Below are 20,021 nucleotides of genomic sequence, written 5' to 3'. Positions count from 1 at the left end.
GAAGCTCACTCCTCGCCGATCCGCCCGGCGGAGTGGACGCCCGGCTGGTACTTGGGCAGCCGGGCGGTGACCTTCATGCCCGCGCCGACGGCGGTCTCGATGACGAGCCCGTAGTCGTCGCCGTAGACCTGCCGGAGCCGGTCGTCGACGTTGGACAGCCCGATGCCGCCGGACGGGCTGACCTCGCCCGCGAGGATACGGCGCAGCAGCACCGGGTCCATGCCGACGCCGTCGTCCTCGATGACGACCAGGGCCTCGGCGCCGGTGTCCTGTGCCGTGATGCTGATGTGGCACTTGCCCCCGACGGTCGCCGCCTTGCCTTCGAGGCCGTGTTTGACGGCGTTCTCGACGAGGGGCTGGAGGCAGAGGAAGGGCAGGGCGACCGGGAGCACCTCGGGGGCGATCTGCAGGGTGACCGAGAGGCGCTCGCCGAAGCGTGCCCTCACCAGCGCCAAGTAGTGGTCGATGGCGTGGAGTTCGTCGGCCAGGGTGGTGAAGTCGCCGTGCCTGCGGAACGAGTAGCGGGTGAAGTCGGCGAATTCCAGGAGGAGTTCGCGGGCGCGCTCGGGGTCGGTGCGGACGAAGCTGGCGATCACCGCGAGCGAGTTGAAGATGAAGTGCGGGGAGATCTGCGCCCGAAGTGCCTTGATCTCGGCCTCGATCAGGCGGGTGCGGGACTGGTCGAGATCGGCCAGCTCCAGCTGGACGCTCACCCAGCGGGCGACCTCTCCGGCGGCCCGGACCAGGACGGCGGACTCGCGGGGCGCGCAGGCGACGAGGGTGCCGTGCACCCGGTCGTCGACGGTGAGGGGGGCGACGACGGCCCAGCGGACCGGGCAGTCGGGGGCCTCGCACTTGAGGCGGAAGGCCTCGCCGCGGCCGGTTTCAAGGGCGTCGGCGAGGCGTTCCATGATCTCCGTGCGGTGGTGGGCGCCGACGCCGTCCCAGACCAGGACCTCCTTCTGGTCCGTCAGGCACAGCGCGTCCGTGCCGAGCAGGGTGCGCAGCCTGCGGGCCGACTTGCGGGCGGTCTCCTCGGTCAGCCCGGCCCGCAGCGGGGGCGCGGCGAGCGAGGCGGTGTGCAGGGTCTGGAAGGTGGCGTGCTCGACCGGTGTCCCGAGCCCGGCGAGGTTCTCGGGCCGTGCGGTGCGCCGCCCCAGCCAGAAACCGGCGGCGAGCAGCGGGAGGACGGCGACACACAGGCCGGCCAGGAAGCCGCTCACGCCTTCACCTCCGCCCTCAGTTCCTCCGGCAGGTGGAACCGCGCCAGGATGCCCTCGGTCCCCGCCGGCACCCGCCCCGGCGTGGCCAGGGACACCAGCACCATGGTGAGGAAGCCCAGCGGCACCGACCAGAGTGCGGGCCAGGCCAGTAAAGCGTGCAGAGGGCCGGAGCCGGGGAATCCCGCCATGGTCGCGGCCACCGCCACGAACGCCGAGCCGCCGCCGATCAGCATCCCGGCCACCGCGCCCGGCGGAGTGAGCCGCCGCCACCAGATGCCGAGCACCAGCAGCGGGCAGAACGAGGACGCCGACACCGCGAAGGCCAGCCCCACCGCGTCGGCCACCGGCAGCCCGCCCACCAGCACGCTCGCGGCGAGCGGCACGGCCATCGACAGCACCGTGCCGAGCCTGAAGTGGCGCACCCCGCGCGACGGGAGGACGTCCTGGGTGAGCACGCCCGCGACGGCCATGGTCAGCCCGGACGCCGTGGACAGGAACGCGGCGAAGGCCCCGCCCGCCACCAGCGCCCCCAGCAGATCGCCGCCGACGCCACCGATCATGCGGTCCGGCAGCAGCAGTACGGCGGCGTCGGCGTCGCCGCTGAGGGCGAGTTCGGGCGTGTAGAGGCGGCCGAGGGCGCCGTACAGCGGCGGCAGGAGGTAGAAGGCGCCGATCAGGCCGAGGACGGCGACCGTGGTGCGGCGGGCGGCGACGCCGTGCGGGCTGGTGTAGAAGCGGACGACGACGTGCGGCAGGCCCATGGTGCCCAGGAAGGTCGCGAGGATCAGTCCGTACGTGGCGTACAGCGGGCGTTCCTGGCGGCCTGCGGCGAGCGAGGTGGACATGCCGCCGTTGGTGCCGCGGTCGGCGGCCGGGACGGTGGCGCCCTTGGCGAAGGTGAGGCGGGTGCCCTGCTGGATGTGGTGGGTGCCGGCCGGGAGCCGTACCCGCTGGTCGTCGTGGGTACGGCCGTCGACGGTGCCGGTGACCGTGACGGTCAGCGGGCGCTCCAGCTTCAGGTCGAGGCTGTCGTCGACCTTCACGACGCGCTGCTCGCGGAAGGTGGCCGGTTCCTCGAAGGCGTGGTCGGGGGAGCCGTCGCCCTGCCAGGCGAGCACCAGGAAGAGGGCGGGGACGAGCAGGGCGGTGAGCTTGAGCCAGTACTGGAAGGCCTGCACGAAGGTGATGCTGCGCATGCCGCCCGCGGCGACGGTGGCGACCACGACGACGGCCACGATCAGGCCGCCGAGCAGGTCGGGGGCGCCGGTGAGGACGGTCAACGTCAGTCCGGCGCCCTGGAGTTGGGGCAGCAGATAGAGCCAGCCGACGCCCACGACGAAGGCTCCCGCGAGGCGCCGTACGCCGTGCGAGGCGAGCCGGGCCTCGGCGAAGTCGGGGAGCGTGTAGGCGCCGGAGCGGCGCAGCGGGGCGGCGACGAACAGCAGCAGGACCAGGTAGCCGGCGGTGTAGCCGACGGGGTACCAGAGCATGTCCGGGCCCTGGACCAGGACCAGGCCCGCGATGCCCAGGAAGGAGGCGGCGGAGAGGTACTCGCCGCTGATGGCGGCCGCGTTGAGGCGGGGGCCGACGGTGCGGGAGGCGACGTAGAAGTCGGAGGTGGTGCGGGAGATGCGCAGGCCGAAGGCGCCGACGAGCACCGTCGCCACGACCACCAGCGCGACCGCCGGGACCGCGTAGCTGGAGTTCATCGGTCTTCGACGAGCCGCACGAAGTCCCGCTCGTTGCGCTCGGCGCGGCGGACGTACCAGAGGGCGAGCAGGACGAGGGGGGCGTAGAGGCAGAAGCCGAGGATGCCCCATTCGAGGCGGTGGGCGTCCGGCATGGCGGCGAAGACGAGGGGCAGCGGTCCGATCAGCAGGCCTAGGACCGCGAACACGGCGAGGGCGGCGCGGAGTTGGGTGCGCATGAGTGAGCGGACGTAGGTGTGGCCGAGGGTGGTCTGCTCGTCGATCTCGGTGCGCGGGCGGTAGTAGCCGGAGGCGGGGCGGGTGCGGCGGGACGGCCCTGTGACGACGACGCGCCGCTCGGCGGGATCCTGGCTGGGCACGGTCAGGGCCTCCTCATCAGCAGGTCCCGCAGCTCTCGCGCGTGCCGGCGGCTGACCTGGAGCTCCTCGCCGCCGACCACGACGCTCACCGTCCCGGCGTCCAGGCGGAGTTCGCCGACGTGGCGCAGGGCGACCAGGTGGCGGCGGTGGATGCGGACGAAGCCGCGGGAGCGCCAGCGCTCCTCCAGGGTGGACAGCGGGATCCGTACGAGGTGGCTGCCCCTGTCGGTGTGCAGGCGGGCGTAGTCGCCCTGGGCCTCGACGTGGGTGATGTCGTCGACGGCTACGAAGCGGGTCACACCGCCGAGTTCGACGGGTATCTGGTCCGGGTCGGGTTCGTGGACGGGGATGCGCGGGGTGTTGTCGGTGAGTTCGGCGGCCCGGCGGACCGCCTCCGCGAGGCGTTCCTTGCGGACCGGCTTGAGGACGTAGTCGACGGCCTTGAGGTCGAAGGCCTGGACGGCGAAGTCCTCGTGGGCGGTGACGAACACGACGAGCGGCGGCTTGGCGAAGCCGGTCAGCAGCCGGGCCAGGTCGAGGCCGTCGAGGCCGGGCATCTGGATGTCGAGGAAGACGACGTCGATCGCCTCGGGGCCGCCGGGCCCGGACTCCAGGGCGCGGTTGATGCGCCGCAGCGCCTCGGTCGCGTCGCCGGCGCCCTCCGCGGTGCCGACGCGCGGGTCGGCGTTCAGCAGATAGAGCAGTTCCTCCAGCGAGGGGCGTTCGTCGTCGACGGCGAGGGCGCGCAGCATGACCCCGGAGTCTAGGTGTAATCAGGACGGCTGGACATGTGCCGGGCGTGGACGTATCTGCTGGATACAGTGCCGACATGAACAGCAGGCCCGCGCCGTTCGACGAGACCGACCGGAAGATCATCAACGCGCTGATGGGCAACGCCAGGACGAGCTTCGCCGAGATCGGCGCCGCCGTCGGGCTGTCGTCCACGGCGGTGAAACGGAGGGTGGACCGGCTGCGCGAGACCGGGGTGATCACCGGGTTCACGGCCACGGTGGAGCCGTCGGCGCTCGGCTGGCGCACGGAGGCGTACGTCGAGGTGTACTGCGAGGGCGCGGCCCCGCCGCGGCGGCTTACGGAGGTGGTCCGCAACCATCCGGAGATCACCGCGGCGATGACGGTGACCGGCGGCGCCGACGCGCTGCTGCACGTACGGGCGCGGGACGTGGAGCACTTCGAGGAGGTGCTGGAGCGCATCCGCACCGAGCCGTTCATCCGGAAGACGATCAGCGTGATGGTGCTGTCCCATCTGCTCCCGGAGAGTCCGGAGGCGGGCGCCACACAGCCGGCTCCCGAATAGACATCCGAGTGCGCAGCAGAGCTGCGTAGGACCGGACAAAGACGCAGCATTCCTGCGCGGACACGCAATTCTCGTTGCTTGTCGAGCGTCTGGGTCACTTCCTACCTTGGTGTCAACCCACCTCGACACCCAGGAAGCGGAGGAACCCCTCTGTGTCCGATTCCCGTGTGCCGCGCCGGCGGCGGTATCTCGTCTGCGAACCCAGACACTTCGCCGTGCAGTACGCGATCAATCCCTGGATGCAACCCGACGTCCGCGTCGACGTCGACCTGGCACAGGAGCAGTGGCAGGCGCTGATCAGCGCCTATCGCACCCACGGCCACGCCGTGGACGTGGTGGAGCCCGCGCCCGGCCTCCCGGACATGGTCTTCGCCGCGAACTCCGCGGTCGTCGTGGACGGCCGCGTCTTCGGCTCGCTCTTCCACGCGCCCGAGCGGCGCCCGGAGTCCACGCACTACGACACGTGGTTCAAGACGGCCGGCTTCGACGTGCACCGGCCCGAGGCCGTCTGCGAGGGCGAGGGCGACCTGGTCTGGACGGGCCGGTACGTGCTCGCCGGCACCGGCTTCCGCACCACCCGGGAGGCCCACCGCGAGGTGCAGGAGTTCTTCGGCCATCCGGTGATCAGCCTGACGCTGGTGGACCCGCGCTTCTACCACCTGGACACGGCGCTGTTCGTCCTGGACGACTCCGTCGACGGCAACAACGTCTCGTACTACCCGGAGGCGTTCTCGCCGGGCAGCCGCGAGGTGCTGGCGCGGCTCTATCCGAACGCCGTGCTCGCGACCCTCGACGACGCGCTGGCCTTCGGCCTCAACTCCGTCTCCGACGGCCGCAACGTCTTCATCGCACCCCAGGCCGAGTCCCTCGCCTCCTCCCTCGCCGACCGCGGCTATGTCCCCGTGCCCGTCGACCTGTCCGAGTTCCGCAAGGCAGGCGGCGGCATCAAGTGCTGCACCCAGGAGATCCGTTCATGACCGCTCCCGTGACCACGCGTTCGTCCGCCGAGCTCATCCGCGCCGAGGAACCGGTCCTGGCGCACAACTACCACCCGCTGCCCGTCGTGGTCGCCCGCGCCGAGGGCACCTGGGTCGAGGACGTCGAGGGCCGCCGCTACCTGGACATGCTGGCCGGCTACTCGGCCCTCAACTTCGGCCACCGCCACCCGGCGCTGATCGAGGCCGCCCACCGCCAGCTGGACCGGCTGACCCTCACCTCCCGCGCCTTCCACAACGACAGGCTGGCCGAATTCGCCGAGCGGCTGGCCGAGTTGACCGGCCTCGACATGGTGCTGCCGATGAACACGGGCGCCGAGGCGGTCGAGTCCGGCATCAAGGTGGCCCGCAAGTGGGCGTACGAGGTGAAGGGCGTCCCGGCCGACCGGGCGACGATCGTGGTCGCCGCGGAGAACTTCCACGGCCGTACGACGACCATCGTGTCGTTCTCCACGGACGAGACGGCGCGGCAGGGCTTCGGTCCCTTCACGCCCGGCTTCCGGATCGTGCCGTACAACGACCTCGCGGCCCTTGAGGCGGCGGTCGACGGGACGACGGCGGCCGTGCTGCTGGAGCCCATCCAGGGCGAGGCGGGCGTGGTGATCCCGGACGAGGGCTATCTGGCGGGCGTGCGCGAGCTGACCCGCCGCAAGGGCTGCCTCTTCATCGCGGACGAGATCCAGTCGGGCCTCGGCCGCACGGGCCGTACGCTCGCCGTCGAGCACGAGGCGGTCGTGCCGGACGTGCTGCTGCTGGGCAAGGCGCTGGGCGGCGGGATCGTACCGGTGTCGGCGGTGGTCGCCCGCCGGGACGTGCTCGGGGTGCTGCGGCCCGGCGAGCACGGGTCGACGTTCGGCGGCAACCCCCTGGCCGCCGCGGTCGGCACGGCGGTGGTCGAGCTGCTGGAGACGGGCGAGTTCCAGCGCCGGGCGACCGAGCTCGGCGCGGTCCTGCGCGACGGCCTCGCGGCCCTCGTCGGCAGCGGCGTCGCCGGCTTCCGCGCGCGGGGTCTGTGGGCGGGCGTCGACATCGACCCGGCCATCGGCACCGGACGCGAGATCGGCGAGCGCCTGATGCGGGAGGGCGTCCTGGTCAAGGACACCCACGGCTCGACGATCCGCCTGGCGCCGCCGCTGACGATCACGGCGGAGGAGCTGGGGTCGGCGCTGGGGGCGCTGGAGAAGGTGCTGGGCAAGTAGTTCCGGTGTGGGGGGTGGCCGTACCCCACCCCCCACTGTTCTCTCCGAGCCCACCCGGTGCCCGAAGGGTGAAGATGGGGACAAGAGGTGGTAGACCACTCTCAGCGACAGAGAGGTCGGCCGTGGGCACTCACGAGGAGCGGGACGTCGCCCGGCAGCGGTTCGACGTGGCCGACGCCGCGCCCCTGCTGCTCGACGCGCGGGGCGTGGTGACGAGCTGGACGCCGGACGCCCAGCGGCTGCTGGCGTACACCGCCGCCGAGGTGGTGGGCACCGACGTGGCCGGCCTGCTGTCCGCGGAGGACGCCGCGCGGGTGCCCGAGCTGGCCGAGCGGTGCCGCCGGGACGGCGGCTGGGCGGGGCTGCTCACCGCACGCCACCGCGGCGGCCGGCCGGTCCGGCTGATGGTGCGGATCACTCCGGCGGTGGAACCCGACGGCGCGGCCCACTGGCTGGTCCTGCTCTCCGACGCGGCCGGCGCCCGCGGCTGGGACATGAGCCGCACGGTGCTGGAACAGATGGTCACCGACTCCCCCGTCGGCATAGCGATCGTGGACACCGATCTGCGCTGCGTCTGGTCGAACGCCGCCCTGGAGCAGTTCGGCGGCGGCTCCGCGGCCCAGCGGCTGGGCCGGCGGCTCGTGGAGATCCAGCCCGGCATCGACACCGAGGGCATCGAGGCGCAGATCCGGCGCGTGCTGGAGACCGGCCGGCCGGTGGTGGGGTACGAGCACGTGGGCCAGGTCCGCTCGGCACCGCACCGGGAGACCGCGCACATGCTGTCGTTCACCCGGCTGGAGGACGACCAGGGCCACCCCATGGGCGTCTACTACACCGTCGTCGACATCACCGAGCGGCACCGGGCCCGGCAGCGGCTCGCCCTGCTCGACCGGGCCGGTGAGCAGATCGGCCGCACCCTGGACATCACGCGGACCGCGCAGGAGCTGGCCGACGTGGCCGTGCAGGGCTTCGCCGACTTCGTCTGCGTCGACCTGCTGGACTCCGTGCTGCGCGGCGCCGAGCCGGAGCCGGTCCCGCTGGACGACACCGACCAGGTGCCGCTGCGGCGGGCCGGGCACCAGTCGGTCAACGCCGGGGTCCCGGAGGCCGTCGTCGCGATCGGCGAGGTGGCCACCTATCTCGCCGGGTCCCCGCCGATCCGCAGCCTCACCACGGGCCGCTCCTGGCGCGAGGAGCGGCTCGACCCGCTGGCCAAGGAGTGGGCCACCGACATACCGGGCGACCGGGCGGCGACCTTCCTGGAGCTGGGCCTGCACAGCGTGCTGATCGTGCCGATCCGGGCCCGGGGCGTCACGCTGGGCGTCACCACCTTCTTCCGCCGCCACCGGCAGGACCCCTTCGACGAGGACGACCTCACCCTCGCCGAGGACCTTGTCTCGCGCGCCGCGGTCTGCGTGGACAACGCCCGCCGCTACAGCCGGGAGCGGGACGCGGCCCTCGTGCTCCAGCGCAGCCTGCTGCCGCGCCGGCTGCCCGAGCAGGACGCGGTGGAGGTGGCCGCCTGCTACCGGCCGGCCGACGAACTGACCGGCCTCGGCGGCGACTGGTACGACCTGATCACCCTCTCCGGCGCGCGCGTCGCCCTGGTCGTCGGCGAGGTGCCCGGGCACGGCATCGACGCCGCCGCGGCCATGGGCCGGCTGCGCACCGCCGTACGCACCCTCGCGGCGCTCGACCTGCCGCCGGAGGAGATCCTCGCGCACCTCGACGACCTGGTCGGGCGGACGGCCCACGAGGAGGGCTTCGGGCCGGAGGGCGCGGGCGTCCAGCAGGTGGGGTCGGGGTGTGTGTACGTCATCTACGACCCCGTCGACGGGCAGTGCACGATGGCCGCCGCGGGCCATCCCGCTCCGGCCGTCGTGATGCCGGACGGCTCGGTCAGCTTCGTGGACCTTCCGCAGGGGCCGCCGCTGGGCGCCGGGGGTCCGCCCTTCGAGTCGGTCGAGCTGGCCCTGGCCGAGGGCAGCACGCTCGCGCTGCACACCGACGGGCTGCTGGCCCGCGGGGACGACTGGGCCGTGGACGCCGACCGGGACCGGCTGCGGCGCGCCCTGGAGCGGCTCGCGCCCACGCTCGACCTGCGCTGCCGGGCCGTGGTGGACGCGCTGGTCCCGGACCGCCCGTACGACGACGTGGCGCTGCTGATGGCGCGCACCCGGCTGCTCGGCGAGGACCAGGTGGCCGACTGGGACCTGCCCGCCGACCCGGCCGTGGTCGCCGACGCCCGCAAGGAGGCCACCCGGCAGCTGACCGAGTGGGGCCTGGAGGAACTGGCCTTCACCACCGAGCTCGTCGTCAGCGAGCTGGTCACCAACGCCATCCGGCACGCGGACGGCCCGATCCGGCTGCGTCTGATCAGGGACCGCGCGCTGATCTGCGAGGTGTCCGACGGCGGCGCCACCGCGCCCCACCTGCGCCATCCGCGCACCACCGACGAGGGCGGCCGCGGCCTGCTGCTGGTTTCCCAGTTCACCCAGCGATGGGGCACCCGCTTCGTACCGGAAGGGAAGGTCATCTGGGCCGAGCAGTCCCTGACGGATCCGCCGGCCTGACGCACGGGGACGGGGGACGTACATACGTCGTACGACGTGGAAAAATGGTGTGATTCCGGCGGATGGGCGGTAGCCATGAACGATGCGGCCATCGACTACGCGGGGGTGTTCCAGGCGTTGCCGGGCATGGTGGCGCTGCTGACGCCCGACCTGATCTACGCGGACGCCAACGAGGAGTTCCTGCGGGTGGCGGGGCGCACGCGCGAGCAGGTGGTAGGCCGCTATCTCTTCGATGTCTTCCCGGACAACCCGAACGACGACGGCGCGTCGGGCATGCGCAACCTGGCCGCCTCGCTGGAGCGCGTGGTGGCCACCGGCGAGCGTGACGCCATGGCCCTGCAGCGGTACGACGTAGAGGATCCCGAGCGGCCCGGGCAGTGGACGGAGCGCTACTGGAGCCCGGTCAACGCGCCGGTGTTCGACTCCGAGGGCAAGGTCGTGCTGCTGGTGCACCGGGTCGAGGAGGTCACCGAGCTGATCCGGGCCCGCGGCGGGCCGACCGGCAGCCGGTCGCGGGTCCTGGAGGCCGAGCTGTACACGCGGGCCCGGGAACTCCAGGAGCTCAACGAACGGCTGCGCCAGGCGCACGCCCGCGAGCGCGAGGTGGCCCTCGCCCTGCAGGAGGCGATGCTCCCGGCCCGCGGACAGGTCCGCCACCACCAGGCCGCCGTGCGCTACCGGCCCGCCGTCGGCGCGCTCAACGTCTGCGGCGACTGGTACGACCTCGTCGACCTGGTGGGCGGCAACCGCATCGGGGTGGCCGTGGGCGACGTGGTCGGCCACGGCCTCGAAGCCTCCTGTGTCATGGGCCAGTTGCGCAGCGCGCTGAGCGCCGCGTCCCGGGTCGCGGCGGGCCCGGCGGAGGCCCTCAACGTCCTGGGCCGGTACGCGGGCGTGGTCGACGGCGCCGAGTCGGCCACGGCCGTGACGACGTTCATCGACTTCGACGAGCACACCATCACCTACAGCAGCGCGGGCCACCCTCCGCCGGCCCTCGTCCACACCGACGGCCGCGTCGAGTTCCTGGACCAGGCCACCGACCCGCCCCTGGACGCCCGCCCCGACCCGATCCCCAGACCCCAGGCCCGCACGACGTACTCCGAGGGCGCCACGCTCGTCCTCTACACCGACGGCCTGATCGAACGCCGCGGCGAGGACATCGACACGGGCCTGACCCGCCTGTCCGCCTCCCTCACCCGCCACCGCGCCCTGTCCCCGGAACCCCTCGCCGACGCGGTCCTCCTGGAACTGCTCCCACCGGGTGGCGCGACGGACGACACGGCGCTGGTGATCGTGCGGCTGTGAGCGGTACCGGTGCGGCTGGGAGCAGTACCGCACACGACACCGGGCGTTCAAGACGCGGGGGCCCGCCAGTCCGCATGCGGAATCCGCCATGATGGGCCGTCAAGTTGCCTTCTACCGACGGGTAACAGGAGGCTGGTCCCGCAGTTGCTCCCCATGCGTGCGACGCGGCGTCCGTCGTGTTCCGGCGGACTGCGGCTGCACCTACACTGGCAACCCCACGACACGCCGGTTGACCTGCTGGAACGCGGCGGCCCAGGCGATCCGCCGGAGTGAGGAGCGACCCCTTGTTCTACTACGTGCTCAAATACGTGTTGTTGGGCCCTCTGCTGAGACTGGTCTTCCGGCCCCGGATCGAGGGCCTCGAACACGTACCGGCCGACGGTCCGGCCATCGTCGCCGGCAACCATCTCTCCTTCTCGGACCACTTCCTGATGCCGGCGATCCTCAAGCGCCGGATCACCTTCCTCGCGAAGAAGGAGTACTTCACCGGTCCCGGCATCAGGGGCCGGCTGACCGCGGCCTTCTTCCGCAGCGCGGGCCAGATCCCGGTCGACCGCACCGGCAAGGAGGCGGGCCAGGCGGCGATCCGCGAGGGCCTCGGGGTGCTGCGCAAGAACGAGCTGCTCGGCATCTACCCGGAGGGCACCCGCTCGCACGACGGCCGGCTGTACAAGGGCAAGGTCGGCGTCGCCGTGATGGCGCTCAAGGCTCAGGTCCCCGTCATTCCCTGCGCGATGATCGGCACCTTCGAGGCGCAGCCGCCCGGCAAGGTCATCCCGAACATCCACCCCGTCGTCATCCGCTTCGGCAAGCCGCTGGACTTCTCCCGCTACGCCGGGATGGAGAACGAGAAGGCGATCCTGCGGGCCATCACCGACGAGATCATGTACGCCATCCTGACGCTGTCCGAGCAGGAGTACGTCGACGAGTACGCGGCCGTCGTCAAGGCGCAGGAGACGGAGGCGGCCGGGGCCGTGGAGAAGGAACGCCGGTTCCCCCGAATGCCGCTGGGGTAGGGCGAGTCGGGCATGGGCGAGGGGCGGCCGGAGTCTCCGGCCGCCCCTCGCTTCGTACGACTGGCTGTTACGGCTTGGGCGTGGCGTGCGGGGTGCAGGTCACGTCCGCGGCGTCCAGCTTGCCGCTCAGGAGGTAGTCGTCCACCTTCTGGTTGATGCACGGGTTGACCAGGCCGGTCACCCCGTGCGAGCCCGCGTCCTTCTCGGTGATCAGGCGGGAGCCCTTGAAGCGCTTGTGCAGTTCGACGGCGCCGTCGTACGGGGTGGCGGCGTCACGGGTGGACTGCACGATCAGGACCTGCGGCAGGCCCTTGTGGGTCCCCACCTCCACCGGGTTCTGCTGCTTGACCGGCCAGGTCGCGCAGGGCAGGTTCAGCCAGGCGTTGGCCCAGGTCATGAACGGGTAGTCCTTGTTGAGCTCGGTGTTGTCCTTGTCCCACTTCTTCCAGCTGGTGGGCCACTTGGCGTCGGTGCACTCGACGGCCGTGTAGACGGCGTTGCCGTTCTCCGCGGTGATGTTGCCCGCGGTGTCCGACAGGTCGGGGGCGGCGGCGTCGACCAGCGCCTGGGTGTCGCCGACGAAGTACTTGCTGAAGACCGTCGCGACCGGCACCCACGAGGAGTCGTAGTACGGGGCGCTCTGGAAGAAGCCGATCAGCTCGTTCGGGCCGACGACCCCGCCGATGGGGTTCTTCTTGGCGGTGGCCCGCAGTTCCAGCCACTTGGCCTGCACGGCGTCCCGGGTCGTGCCGAGGTGGAAGGCGGCGTCGTTGGCGGCGACCCAGTCCTCCCAGTCCTTCCAGCGGCCCTCGAAGGCGACGTCCTGGTCCAGGTTGGCCTGGTACCAGATCTTCGACTTCGACGGGTTGACCACGCTGTCCACGATCATGCGGCGCAGGTGACCGGGGAACATCGTGCCGTAGACGGCGCCGATGTAGGTGCCGTAGGAGACGCCCAGGTAGTTGAGCTTCTTCTCGCCGAGCGCGGCACGGATGACGTCCAGGTCGCGGACCGTGTTGGGCGTGGTCATCTGCTGGAGCATCGCCTTGCCGGTGCGCTCGGCACAGCCCTTGGCGTACTCGGCGGCCAGCTTGCGCTGGGCGAGCTTGTCGGCCTCGCTGTCCGGGACCGGGTCGGCCTTGGGCGCCTTCACGAACTCCTGCGGGTCGACGCAGGAGATGGGCGCGGAGTGGCCGACGCCGCGCGGGTCGAAGCCCACGAAGTCGTAGGCCTTGGCCACGTTGGCCCAGATCGGGTTCTTGTTGGTGACCCGGGTCGGGAAGCGCATGCCCGAGCCGCCGGGGCCGCCCGGGTTGTAGACGAGGGCGCCCTGGCGCTCCGCCGCGGTCCCCGTGTTGCCGATGCGGTCGACGGCGAGCTTGATCTGCTTGCCGTTCGGCTTGGCGTAGTCGAGCGGGACGCTGACCCAGCCGCACTGGATGGGCTTGGCGAAGCCCCAGTCGGCGGGGCAGTCCTGCCAGTCGATGCCGGCCTTCGCGGCGCGGGCAGCCGCGATGGCGGCGCCACGGGCCTCGCGGTCCTGGCCGTGCCGGGCGCCGGACGCGGCGCTCGCGCTGGCCGAGGGCGCCGCGACGGCGCCGGCTATCAGCGTGGCGGTGACGAGCGCTCCGGCCGAACCGAGCACCGTCGTCCGCCTGTTCTGTCTCATTGCCCTCAAGTGGGGCCTCCCCCTCCGTCTTTTCAAAATGGACAGGGGGATCCTCGCGGCTGTGAGCAGTCTGAGAACAGAGGCTGTTGACCTTCTTTGCCAATCCGATAAACGGAAAGACGTGTCCCGCTCAGCGGATACCCACCCGAGCGCCGTACTCACCCGAGGGCGGCGAGCGCCTCGTCCAGCACGCGCCGCAGCCGCAGCGCGTCGGTGGCCACGGCACTCACCAGCACGGCAGGCCCGGCCAGCGGCATGAGGGCAGCCTCCTCCCCCAGCATGCGGGCCGCCACCGGTTCCGTCCCGAACTCCTGTCGTACGACGACGAGTTGACCGACGGCCCGGCGCCCGCCCAGCACGGCGGAACCGTCCCAGCCGCCCGGCGCTCCGGGACCGCAGGCCAGCTCCTGGTCCAGCACGGCGCGTCCCTCGACGCACACGGTAAGACGGGTGGTCAGCCGTCCGGGTTCCTCCCCGGCCCGGCCCAGCACCTGCTCCTCGCGCAGCACCAGCCGCGCCCGGGCGCCGAGCTCGACGCGTGTGGTGACGTACAGGTCGCTGCCCTTGGCAGAGATCAACTGCTCGGGCAGCCAGGACAGTTCGCCTCCGTCGGCGACGTCGAGCCGTACGTCGTAGTGCGCCTCGCCCTTCGTCTGTCCCGGCAGCGCGATGGTGGCGGCGGCCGATCCGACGCTCAGCCGCGCCCCCGCCTCCACCCTCGCCTCGACGGCGAAGTGGTCCCCGCCGAGCGGTCCGCTCATCGCCCCGACGAGCATCACCCGCGCCTCGGCCCCGCTCCCCCGCGTCCGCCGCAGTGCGAGCGGCCCGTCGCCCTCCAGGACGGGCAGCGAGGTGCCGCCTCTCCCGTCCTCCCGGGCGACGATCCGGGCGGTGGCCCGCACCCCGCTCACGGTCACGCCGTCCAGGCGGCGAGCTGCGCCCGCGCCCACGCGGCGACGTCCCTGACGCCGGTCTCGCTCCTCAACGACTGGAAGACGACGGGAAGTTCGGCCCGCTGGGCCTTGGCGTCGGCGGCCATACGGGCCAGGTCGGAGCCCACGTACGGCGCGAGGTCGGTCTTGTTGACGACGAGCAGGTCGGCGGTGGTCACGCCGGGGCCGCCCTTGCGCGGGATGTCGTCGCCGCCCGCGACGTCGATCACGAAGATCTGCGCGTCCACGAGCCCCTTGGAGAAGGTGGCGGTGAGGTTGTCGCCGCCGGACTCGACGAGGATCAGGTCCAGCGGGCCGACCTCGTCCTCCAGGTCCTCCACCGCTTCGAGGTTGGCGGAGATGTCGTCCCGGATCGCGGTGTGCGGACAGGCGCCCGTCTCGACGGCGGTGATCCGCTCGGGCGGCAGCACGGCCTCCCGGAGCAGGAACTCGGCGTCCTCGCGGGTGTAGATGTCGTTGGTGACGACGGCGAGGGAGAGTTCGTCGCGCAGCGCCCGGCAGAGGGCGGCGACGGTGGCGGTCTTGCCCGAGCCGACGGGTCCGCCGAGCCCGATCCGCAGGGCGCGCCGGGAGCCGTCGGGACGGCGGGCGTCGGCACTGACGGCGGCGGGGCCGTCGTGGGAATGGTCCAGATGCATGGGTACGGCTCCAAATGACTGGCTCGGAATGGCTGGCTCGGAATGACGGGCTCAGGACGCGAAGAGGCGTACCGCCCAGGCGGCGTGCGCCTCCGCGCCGATCTCCAACAGGGGGCCGGACGCGGCCGGCAGGGCGTCGACCCCGTCGTCGACGGCCCGGCGCGCGGCCTCCACGGCCCGGTCCACGACACGGTCCAGCTCCGGCGCGAGCCGCGCCACCGCCCCCGTCGCGTCGAAGGGGTCAAGGCTCAGCAACCGCACCGTCGCGCTCGCCGGCCCGCTCACGCTCTCGTAGGCCGCGCAGTAGGCCGCGTCCACGGCCTCCAGTCCGGCGGCACGGGCGGCCAGGCCCAACACCACCGGCTGATGCGCCCCTTTGGGGAACTCCCGCGCCACGGCGTCGAGTTCATCGCCCGGCCAGGTCGCGCGGGCGGCCCGCAACAGCTGACGGCCCAGTTTCCGCGCGGCGACCCGGATTGCGGGCGAGGGTGTGCGGGCATCTGCCGCCGCGTCCAACTCCCGGATGTCCAGGCCGAGTACGGCTGCCGCGGCGAGGGAGGCCGAGACCAGCCCCGCCGTGTGCAGCCGCCCGCGGCAGAAGTCCTCCAGGCTCGCGCCCCCGGTGATCCGCCCCGCCTTGACGGCCGCCTCGGCCCCGCCGGAGTGCGCGTGCCCTCCGGCGGGGAAGCGGCCGTCGGCCAGTACGAGAAGTGCGGCTCTCGACATCACGGCACCACCAGAGACATCACGGCACCACCGGAAACATCACGGCCCTCATCAGAAGAGGAAGTACCGCTGGGCCAGGGGCAGTTCAGCCGCCGGGGTCGCCTCCACCAGCTCACCGTCGATGTGTACGGCGAAGCTGTCGGGGTCGACCCGTACCTGCGGCCGCGCGTCGTTCTCACGCATGTCGGCCTTGGTCACTCCACGCGTCGACTCGATGGCCACGAACCGCTTCCCGAGCTGGAGCCGCTCCGGCAGCCCGTCCTCGATCGCCAACGGGGCGACGAAGTTGAAGGAGTTGGCCGCGGGTGCCCGCCCGATCGCTCCGTACATCGGCCGCGGCAGGATCGGCTGCGGTGTCGGAATCGACGCGTTGGCGTCGCCCATCTGCGCGTAGGCGATCTGCCCGCCCTTGAGGACGAGGTGGGGCTTGACGCCGAAGAACGCCGGCTCCCACAGCACGAGGTCGGCGAGCTTCCCCCGCTCCACGGAACCGATCTCCCGGGCCAGGCCCTGGGCGAGCGCCGGGTTGATCGTGTACTTGGCGACGTAACGCCGTACCCGGTGGTTGTCCGCCCGTCCGTCGCCGGGCAGCGCGCCCCGCCTGCGCTTCATGACGTGCGCGGTCTGCCAGGTGCGGAGGATCACCTCGCCGACGCGGCCCATGGCCTGGGCGTCGGAGGAGATGATCGAGATCGCGCCCAGGTCGTGCAGTATGTCCTCGGCGCCGATGGTCGAGGGGCGGATCCGGGACTCGGCGAAGGCGAGGTCCTCGGGGACGGCCGGGTTGAGGTGGTGGCAGACCATCAGCATGTCGAGGTGTTCCTCGGCGGTGTTGACGGTGTACGGCCGCGTCGGGTTGGTCGAACTGGGCAGGACGTGCGGCTCGGACACGACGGTCATGATGTCCGGAGCGTGCCCGCCACCCGCACCCTCGGTGTGGTACGCGTGGATGCCGCGTCCGGCGATCGCCGCGAGGGTGTCGCCGACGAACCCGGCCTCGTTCAACGTGTCGGTGTGGATGGCGACCTGGATGCCCGTCTGGTCCGCGACGGTCAGCGAGGCGTCGATGACGGCGGGGGTGGATCCCCAGTCCTCGTGCAGCTTCAGGCCCAGGGCGCCGCCGCGGATCTGGGAGAGCATCGCCTCGTGCGAGACGGTGTTGCCCTTGCCGAGGAAGCCGATGTTGAGCGGGTACTGCTCCATCGCCTCCAGCATGCGCGCCAGGTGCCAGGGGCCGGGCGTGACGGTGGTCGCCTTCGAGCCCTCGGCCGGTCCGGTGCCGCCGCCCACCACGGTGGTGACGCCGGCGGAGAGCGCCTCGTCGGCGATCTGCGGGCAGATGAAGTGGACGTGCGCGTCGACCGCGCCGGCCGTGAGGATCCGCCCGTTGCCCGCGATGATCTCGGTCTCCGGGCCGATCACCAGCTCCGGGTGCACCCCGTCCATGGTGTCGGGGTTGCCCGCCTTGCCGATGCCGGTGATCCGGCCGTCGCGGATGCCGACGTCGGCCTTGACGATGCCCCAGTGGTCGATGATCACCGCGCCCGTGACGACGGTGTCGGGGGTGCCGTCTGCGCGCGTAGCACGCGACTGGCCCATGGACTCCCGGATGACCTTGCCGCCGCCGAACACGGCCTCCTCACCGGCGAGTCCGGGCCCGCCGGAACGATCCTCCTCGATCTCGACGAGCAGGTCGGTGTCGGCGAGCCGGATGCGGTCACCGGTGGTCGGGCCGAACAGGTCGGCGTACGCGGCGCGCGAGATCTCAGGCATCGAGGGCACCTCCGGTCTCCCCGCGCAGCCCGGGCACCACGCGGGCGCCGGCGAGCGGGACGAGTTCGACGTCGACGGGGATGCCGGGCTCGAAGCGCACGGCCGTACCGGCGGGGATGTTCAGCCGCTTGCCGCGCGCGGCGGCGCGGTCGAAGTCCAGACCGGGGTTGGCCTCGGCGAAGTGGTAGTGCGAGCCGACCTGGACGGGGCGGTCGGCGGCGTTGAGGACGGTCAGGCCGGTGACGTCACGGCCCTGGTTGTAGGCAATCGGACCGTCGGCGAAGAGGATCTCTCCGGGGATCATCAGGCCTCCTCAGACGATCGGGTCATGGACGGTGACGAGCTTGGTGCCGTCGGGGAAGGTCGCCTCGACCTGGACGTCGTGGATCATCTCGGGTATGCCTTCCATGACGTCGTCGCGGGTGAGCAGCTTGCGCCCGGAGGCCATGAGCTCGGCGACGGTACGGCCGTCACGCGCGCCCTCCAGGATGTGCGACGTGATGAGCGCGACCGCCTCGGGGTGGTTGAGCTTCAGCCCGCGGGCCCGGCGCTTCTCGGCCACGTCGGCCGCCACGTGGATGAGCAGCCTCTCTTGCTCGTGCGGGGTCAGTTGCACGTCCCACCTCACAGTCCTCGCTCCGGACCGTGCGGGGTCCGGTTGCCGCGGCCGCCGGGCAAAGTGCCTGGTGGCGTGGATCGGCAGGCTAGTTGGACCGAGTTTCAAGCAAGTTAACCGAGCTGTGATCCTGCACGCTCATCAACGCCCGTAGACCGTCTCGCAGCACGTCCGCCGGCATCGGCCCGAACAGGGCCTGCTGCGCGAGAAACCCCATGGCGGCGGACATCATGGTGCGGGCCACGTGGTCCGGGGGCACGTCCGACCGCATCATCCCGGCGTCCTGGTACGCCTCGACGATGCGTGTCCAGGCATCCTGCACGGCGCCGTAGCCCTCGCGCAGCAGGGCCGCGAGTTCGTCGTTGCGGAGTGTCTCCGTCCACACCTGGACCACCAGCCGCGGGAACGCGGGCCGCCCGTCCACGGTCAAGGACTCCCTGCTCGCCAGGACGCGCCCCAGGACCGTCGTCACGAGAAGGTCGGGAGAAGTGGGCGGAGTGCTGTGGGCCGCCGCCTCGAAACCCTCGCGGACCTGGCCGAGCACTTCGCCGACGATCGCGGCGATCAGCTCGTCCTTGCCGCTGAAGTAGCGGTAGACCGCCCCGGCCGACAGGTCGACCTCCTTCAGCACGTCCTGCATGGACGTCGCATGGAAGCCGTTGCGGGCGAAGCAGCGGGCGGCACCGTCGAGGATCTGCCGGCGCCGGGCGTCGAGGTGTTCCTGGGATACGCGGGCCATGCCCCACAAAGTAAAACGAACATTCCTTCTTGACAAGCGGCCACAGCGGCGGGACGGTGGTGACACAGCAAAAACGAACGATCCTTCTTTTTAGCGCTCCGAGAGGAACAGTCCCCATGTCCACCGCTTCCGCTACCGCCCCGCGGACGCATACCCGCCGCCTCGTCGCGGTCGTCGTCCTCGTCCCCCTGCTCGCCGCCCTGGCCCTGTGGGCCTTCGCCTGGCCGGCGGCCCGCACCGCGCCCCGCGACCTGCCGCTCGGCGTGGCCGGCCCCACCACCGCCACGGCCCAGGTCGAGAAGCAACTGGCGCAGCACAAGGGCGCGTTCGAGATCCACCGCTACGCCGACGAGGCCGCGGCCCGGAACGCCATCGAGGACCGGACCGTATACGGCGCCGTCGTGGTCACCGCCCAGGGTCCCGAGCTGCTCACCGCGTCGGCGGCGAGCCCGGTCGTCGCCCAGCTGCTCCAGCAGGCGGTGGCGCAGCAGTCCGCCTCGACCGGTACCGAGGTCACGACGGTCGACGTGGTCGCGGCTCCCGCCGAGGACCCCCGGGGCGCCGCCCTGAACGCGAGCGTGCTGCCCCTCGCGCTGGCCGGGATCATCGCGGGCGGGGTGGTCACCTTCATCGGCCTGCGCGGGATCCGGGCCGTGCTCGCCCTGGTCGGCGCCGCCGCGCTGGTCGGTCTCGTCGCCGTCACGATCGCCCACAGCTGGCTCGGTGTGCTGACCGGCGACTGGTGGGCGGAGGCCGGCACGTTCGGGCTGTCGACGCTGGCGGTCGCCGCGGCCGTGGCGGGGCTCGCCGCGCTGGCCGGCCCGGCGGGCATCGGGGTCGTCTCGTTCGTGGTGATGTTCCTGGGCAACCCGTTCTCGGGCGCCGCCTCGGCGCCGAGCATGCTGCCGGAGCCCGTCGGCACGATCGGCCAGTGGCTGCCGCCGGGTGCCGGGACGACGCTGCTGCGCTCGGTGTCGTTCTTCGACGGCGCGGCGGCGACGGGCCCGGCCCTCACCCTGACCTGGTGGGCCGCGCTGGGCCTGGGCGCCGTACTGCTCGGCAGTGCGCTCAAGGGCCGGGCGCGGGCCGCGGAGCCCGTCGGCGCGCGGGAGCTGACCCCGGTCGGCTGACGCCGCCACGCCACACCGGACCGACCGTGTGTCCCCGCTGTAGCGGACGGGGACACACGGTCTTTCTGCGTCTCGGGAAGGGT

19 protein-coding genes are annotated in these 20,021 nt (G+C 72.1%); 7 read left to right on the top strand and 12 right to left on the bottom strand.

Annotation, left to right across the window (positions count from 1 at the left end; translation table 11 throughout):
* Nucleotides 1–5: 5 nt before the first annotated feature.
* Genes ABZ848_RS11730 through ABZ848_RS11715 form a run of 4 tightly spaced genes read right to left on the bottom strand, consistent with a single transcriptional unit; the run spans nucleotide 6 to nucleotide 4,043 of the window.
* The gene (locus ABZ848_RS11730; protein WP_360829184.1) at nucleotides 6–1,223 is read right to left on the bottom strand and encodes a histidine kinase; all 1,218 of its coding nucleotides are present in this window, start codon (nucleotides 1,221–1,223) and stop codon (nucleotides 6–8) included.
* Nucleotides 1,220–2,932 carry a cation acetate symporter gene (locus ABZ848_RS11725; RefSeq protein ID WP_360829181.1) on the bottom strand — a complete coding sequence of 571 codons (1,713 nt, stop codon included), beginning with the start codon at nucleotides 2,930–2,932 and terminating at the stop codon, nucleotides 1,220–1,222. Before ABZ848_RS11725 ends, ABZ848_RS11730 begins: the two co-directional genes overlap by 4 nt.
* Nucleotides 2,929–3,297: a hypothetical protein gene (locus ABZ848_RS11720; RefSeq protein WP_360829837.1), complete on the bottom strand. Its 369-nt coding sequence runs from the start codon at nucleotides 3,295–3,297 to the stop codon at nucleotides 2,929–2,931. Before ABZ848_RS11720 ends, ABZ848_RS11725 begins: the two co-directional genes overlap by 4 nt.
* Nucleotides 3,294–4,043, bottom strand: a complete 750-nt coding sequence (locus ABZ848_RS11715; protein ID WP_360829178.1) for a LytTR family DNA-binding domain-containing protein — start codon at nucleotides 4,041–4,043, stop codon at nucleotides 3,294–3,296. Before ABZ848_RS11715 ends, ABZ848_RS11720 begins: the two co-directional genes overlap by 4 nt.
* 77 nt (nucleotides 4,044–4,120) lie before the next feature.
* On the opposite strand from ABZ848_RS11715, the gene ABZ848_RS11710 reads away from it, so the two are divergent.
* The 6 genes from ABZ848_RS11710 to ABZ848_RS11685 all read left to right on the top strand — a co-directional run bounded on the left by ABZ848_RS11710 (nucleotide 4,121) and on the right by ABZ848_RS11685 (nucleotide 11,694).
* On the top strand, nucleotides 4,121–4,606 hold the full coding sequence (locus tag ABZ848_RS11710; protein ID WP_360829175.1) for an Lrp/AsnC family transcriptional regulator: 486 nt from the start codon (nucleotides 4,121–4,123) through the stop codon (nucleotides 4,604–4,606).
* Nucleotides 4,607–4,758: 152 nt separating this feature from the next.
* Entirely contained in the window at nucleotides 4,759–5,583 is an 825-nt protein-coding gene (gene ddaH, locus ABZ848_RS11705) for a dimethylargininase (RefSeq protein WP_360829172.1), read from the top strand.
* Nucleotides 5,580–6,800, top strand: coding sequence for an ornithine--oxo-acid transaminase (gene rocD / locus ABZ848_RS11700; RefSeq protein WP_360829169.1), 1,221 nt, complete (start codon nucleotides 5,580–5,582; stop codon nucleotides 6,798–6,800). Before ddaH ends, rocD begins: the two co-directional genes overlap by 4 nt.
* 122 nt (nucleotides 6,801–6,922) lie before the next feature.
* A complete protein-coding gene (locus ABZ848_RS11695) occupies nucleotides 6,923–9,373 on the top strand; it encodes a SpoIIE family protein phosphatase (protein WP_360829166.1) in 2,451 nt (816 codons plus the stop codon).
* Nucleotides 9,374–9,448: 75 nt separating this feature from the next.
* Nucleotides 9,449–10,678: a SpoIIE family protein phosphatase gene (locus tag ABZ848_RS11690; RefSeq protein WP_360829163.1), complete on the top strand. Its 1,230-nt coding sequence runs from the start codon at nucleotides 9,449–9,451 to the stop codon at nucleotides 10,676–10,678.
* Nucleotides 10,679–10,962: 284 nt separating this feature from the next.
* On the top strand, nucleotides 10,963–11,694 hold the full coding sequence (locus ABZ848_RS11685; RefSeq protein ID WP_360829161.1) for a lysophospholipid acyltransferase family protein: 732 nt from the start codon (nucleotides 10,963–10,965) through the stop codon (nucleotides 11,692–11,694).
* Between the two features lie 67 nt (nucleotides 11,695–11,761).
* Here ABZ848_RS11685 and ABZ848_RS11680 read toward each other — a convergent pair whose 3' ends face one another.
* The 8 genes from ABZ848_RS11680 to ABZ848_RS11645 all read right to left on the bottom strand — a co-directional run bounded on the left by ABZ848_RS11680 (nucleotide 11,762) and on the right by ABZ848_RS11645 (nucleotide 18,808).
* A complete protein-coding gene (locus ABZ848_RS11680) occupies nucleotides 11,762–13,363 on the bottom strand; it encodes an alpha/beta hydrolase (protein ID WP_360829158.1) in 1,602 nt (533 codons plus the stop codon).
* Nucleotides 13,364–13,521: 158 nt separating this feature from the next.
* On the bottom strand, nucleotides 13,522–14,289 hold the full coding sequence (locus tag ABZ848_RS11675; RefSeq protein ID WP_360829835.1) for an urease accessory protein UreD: 768 nt from the start codon (nucleotides 14,287–14,289) through the stop codon (nucleotides 13,522–13,524).
* Nucleotides 14,277–14,954 carry an urease accessory protein UreG gene (gene ureG / locus ABZ848_RS11670; RefSeq protein WP_360829155.1) on the bottom strand — a complete coding sequence of 226 codons (678 nt, stop codon included), beginning with the start codon at nucleotides 14,952–14,954 and terminating at the stop codon, nucleotides 14,277–14,279. The genes ABZ848_RS11675 and ureG overlap by 13 nt, the downstream gene beginning before the upstream one ends.
* Nucleotides 14,955–15,005: 51 nt before the next feature.
* Complete coding sequence (locus ABZ848_RS11665; protein ID WP_360829152.1) at nucleotides 15,006–15,680, bottom strand: urease accessory UreF family protein; 675 nt, start codon at nucleotides 15,678–15,680, stop codon at nucleotides 15,006–15,008.
* A 51-nt stretch (nucleotides 15,681–15,731) separates the two neighbouring features.
* On the bottom strand, nucleotides 15,732–17,453 hold the full coding sequence (locus ABZ848_RS11660) for an urease subunit alpha (protein WP_360829148.1): 1,722 nt from the start codon (nucleotides 17,451–17,453) through the stop codon (nucleotides 15,732–15,734).
* The gene (locus ABZ848_RS11655; RefSeq protein WP_360829144.1) at nucleotides 17,446–17,757 is read right to left on the bottom strand and encodes an urease subunit beta; all 312 of its coding nucleotides are present in this window, start codon (nucleotides 17,755–17,757) and stop codon (nucleotides 17,446–17,448) included. Before ABZ848_RS11655 ends, ABZ848_RS11660 begins: the two co-directional genes overlap by 8 nt.
* Before the next feature lie 9 nt (nucleotides 17,758–17,766).
* Nucleotides 17,767–18,069 carry an urease subunit gamma gene (locus ABZ848_RS11650; protein ID WP_010355509.1) on the bottom strand — a complete coding sequence of 101 codons (303 nt, stop codon included), beginning with the start codon at nucleotides 18,067–18,069 and terminating at the stop codon, nucleotides 17,767–17,769.
* An 88-nt stretch (nucleotides 18,070–18,157) separates the two neighbouring features.
* Entirely contained in the window at nucleotides 18,158–18,808 is a 651-nt protein-coding gene (locus ABZ848_RS11645) for a TetR/AcrR family transcriptional regulator (protein WP_360829141.1), read from the bottom strand.
* Between the two features lie 116 nt (nucleotides 18,809–18,924).
* Here ABZ848_RS11645 and ABZ848_RS11640 point away from each other — a divergent pair, with 116 nt between their 5' ends.
* The gene (locus ABZ848_RS11640) at nucleotides 18,925–19,938 is read left to right on the top strand and encodes an ABC transporter permease (protein WP_360829138.1); all 1,014 of its coding nucleotides are present in this window, start codon (nucleotides 18,925–18,927) and stop codon (nucleotides 19,936–19,938) included.
* The last annotated feature ends 83 nt before the right edge of the window (nucleotides 19,939–20,021 follow it).

Origin of the sequence: Streptomyces sp. NPDC047081 (assembly GCF_040643775.1) — a bacterium.
GTDB lineage: Bacteria > Actinomycetota > Actinomycetes > Streptomycetales > Streptomycetaceae > Streptomyces.
Note: the sequence above shows the minus strand (reverse complement) of the source record. Positions and strands in the feature narration are given on the sequence as shown.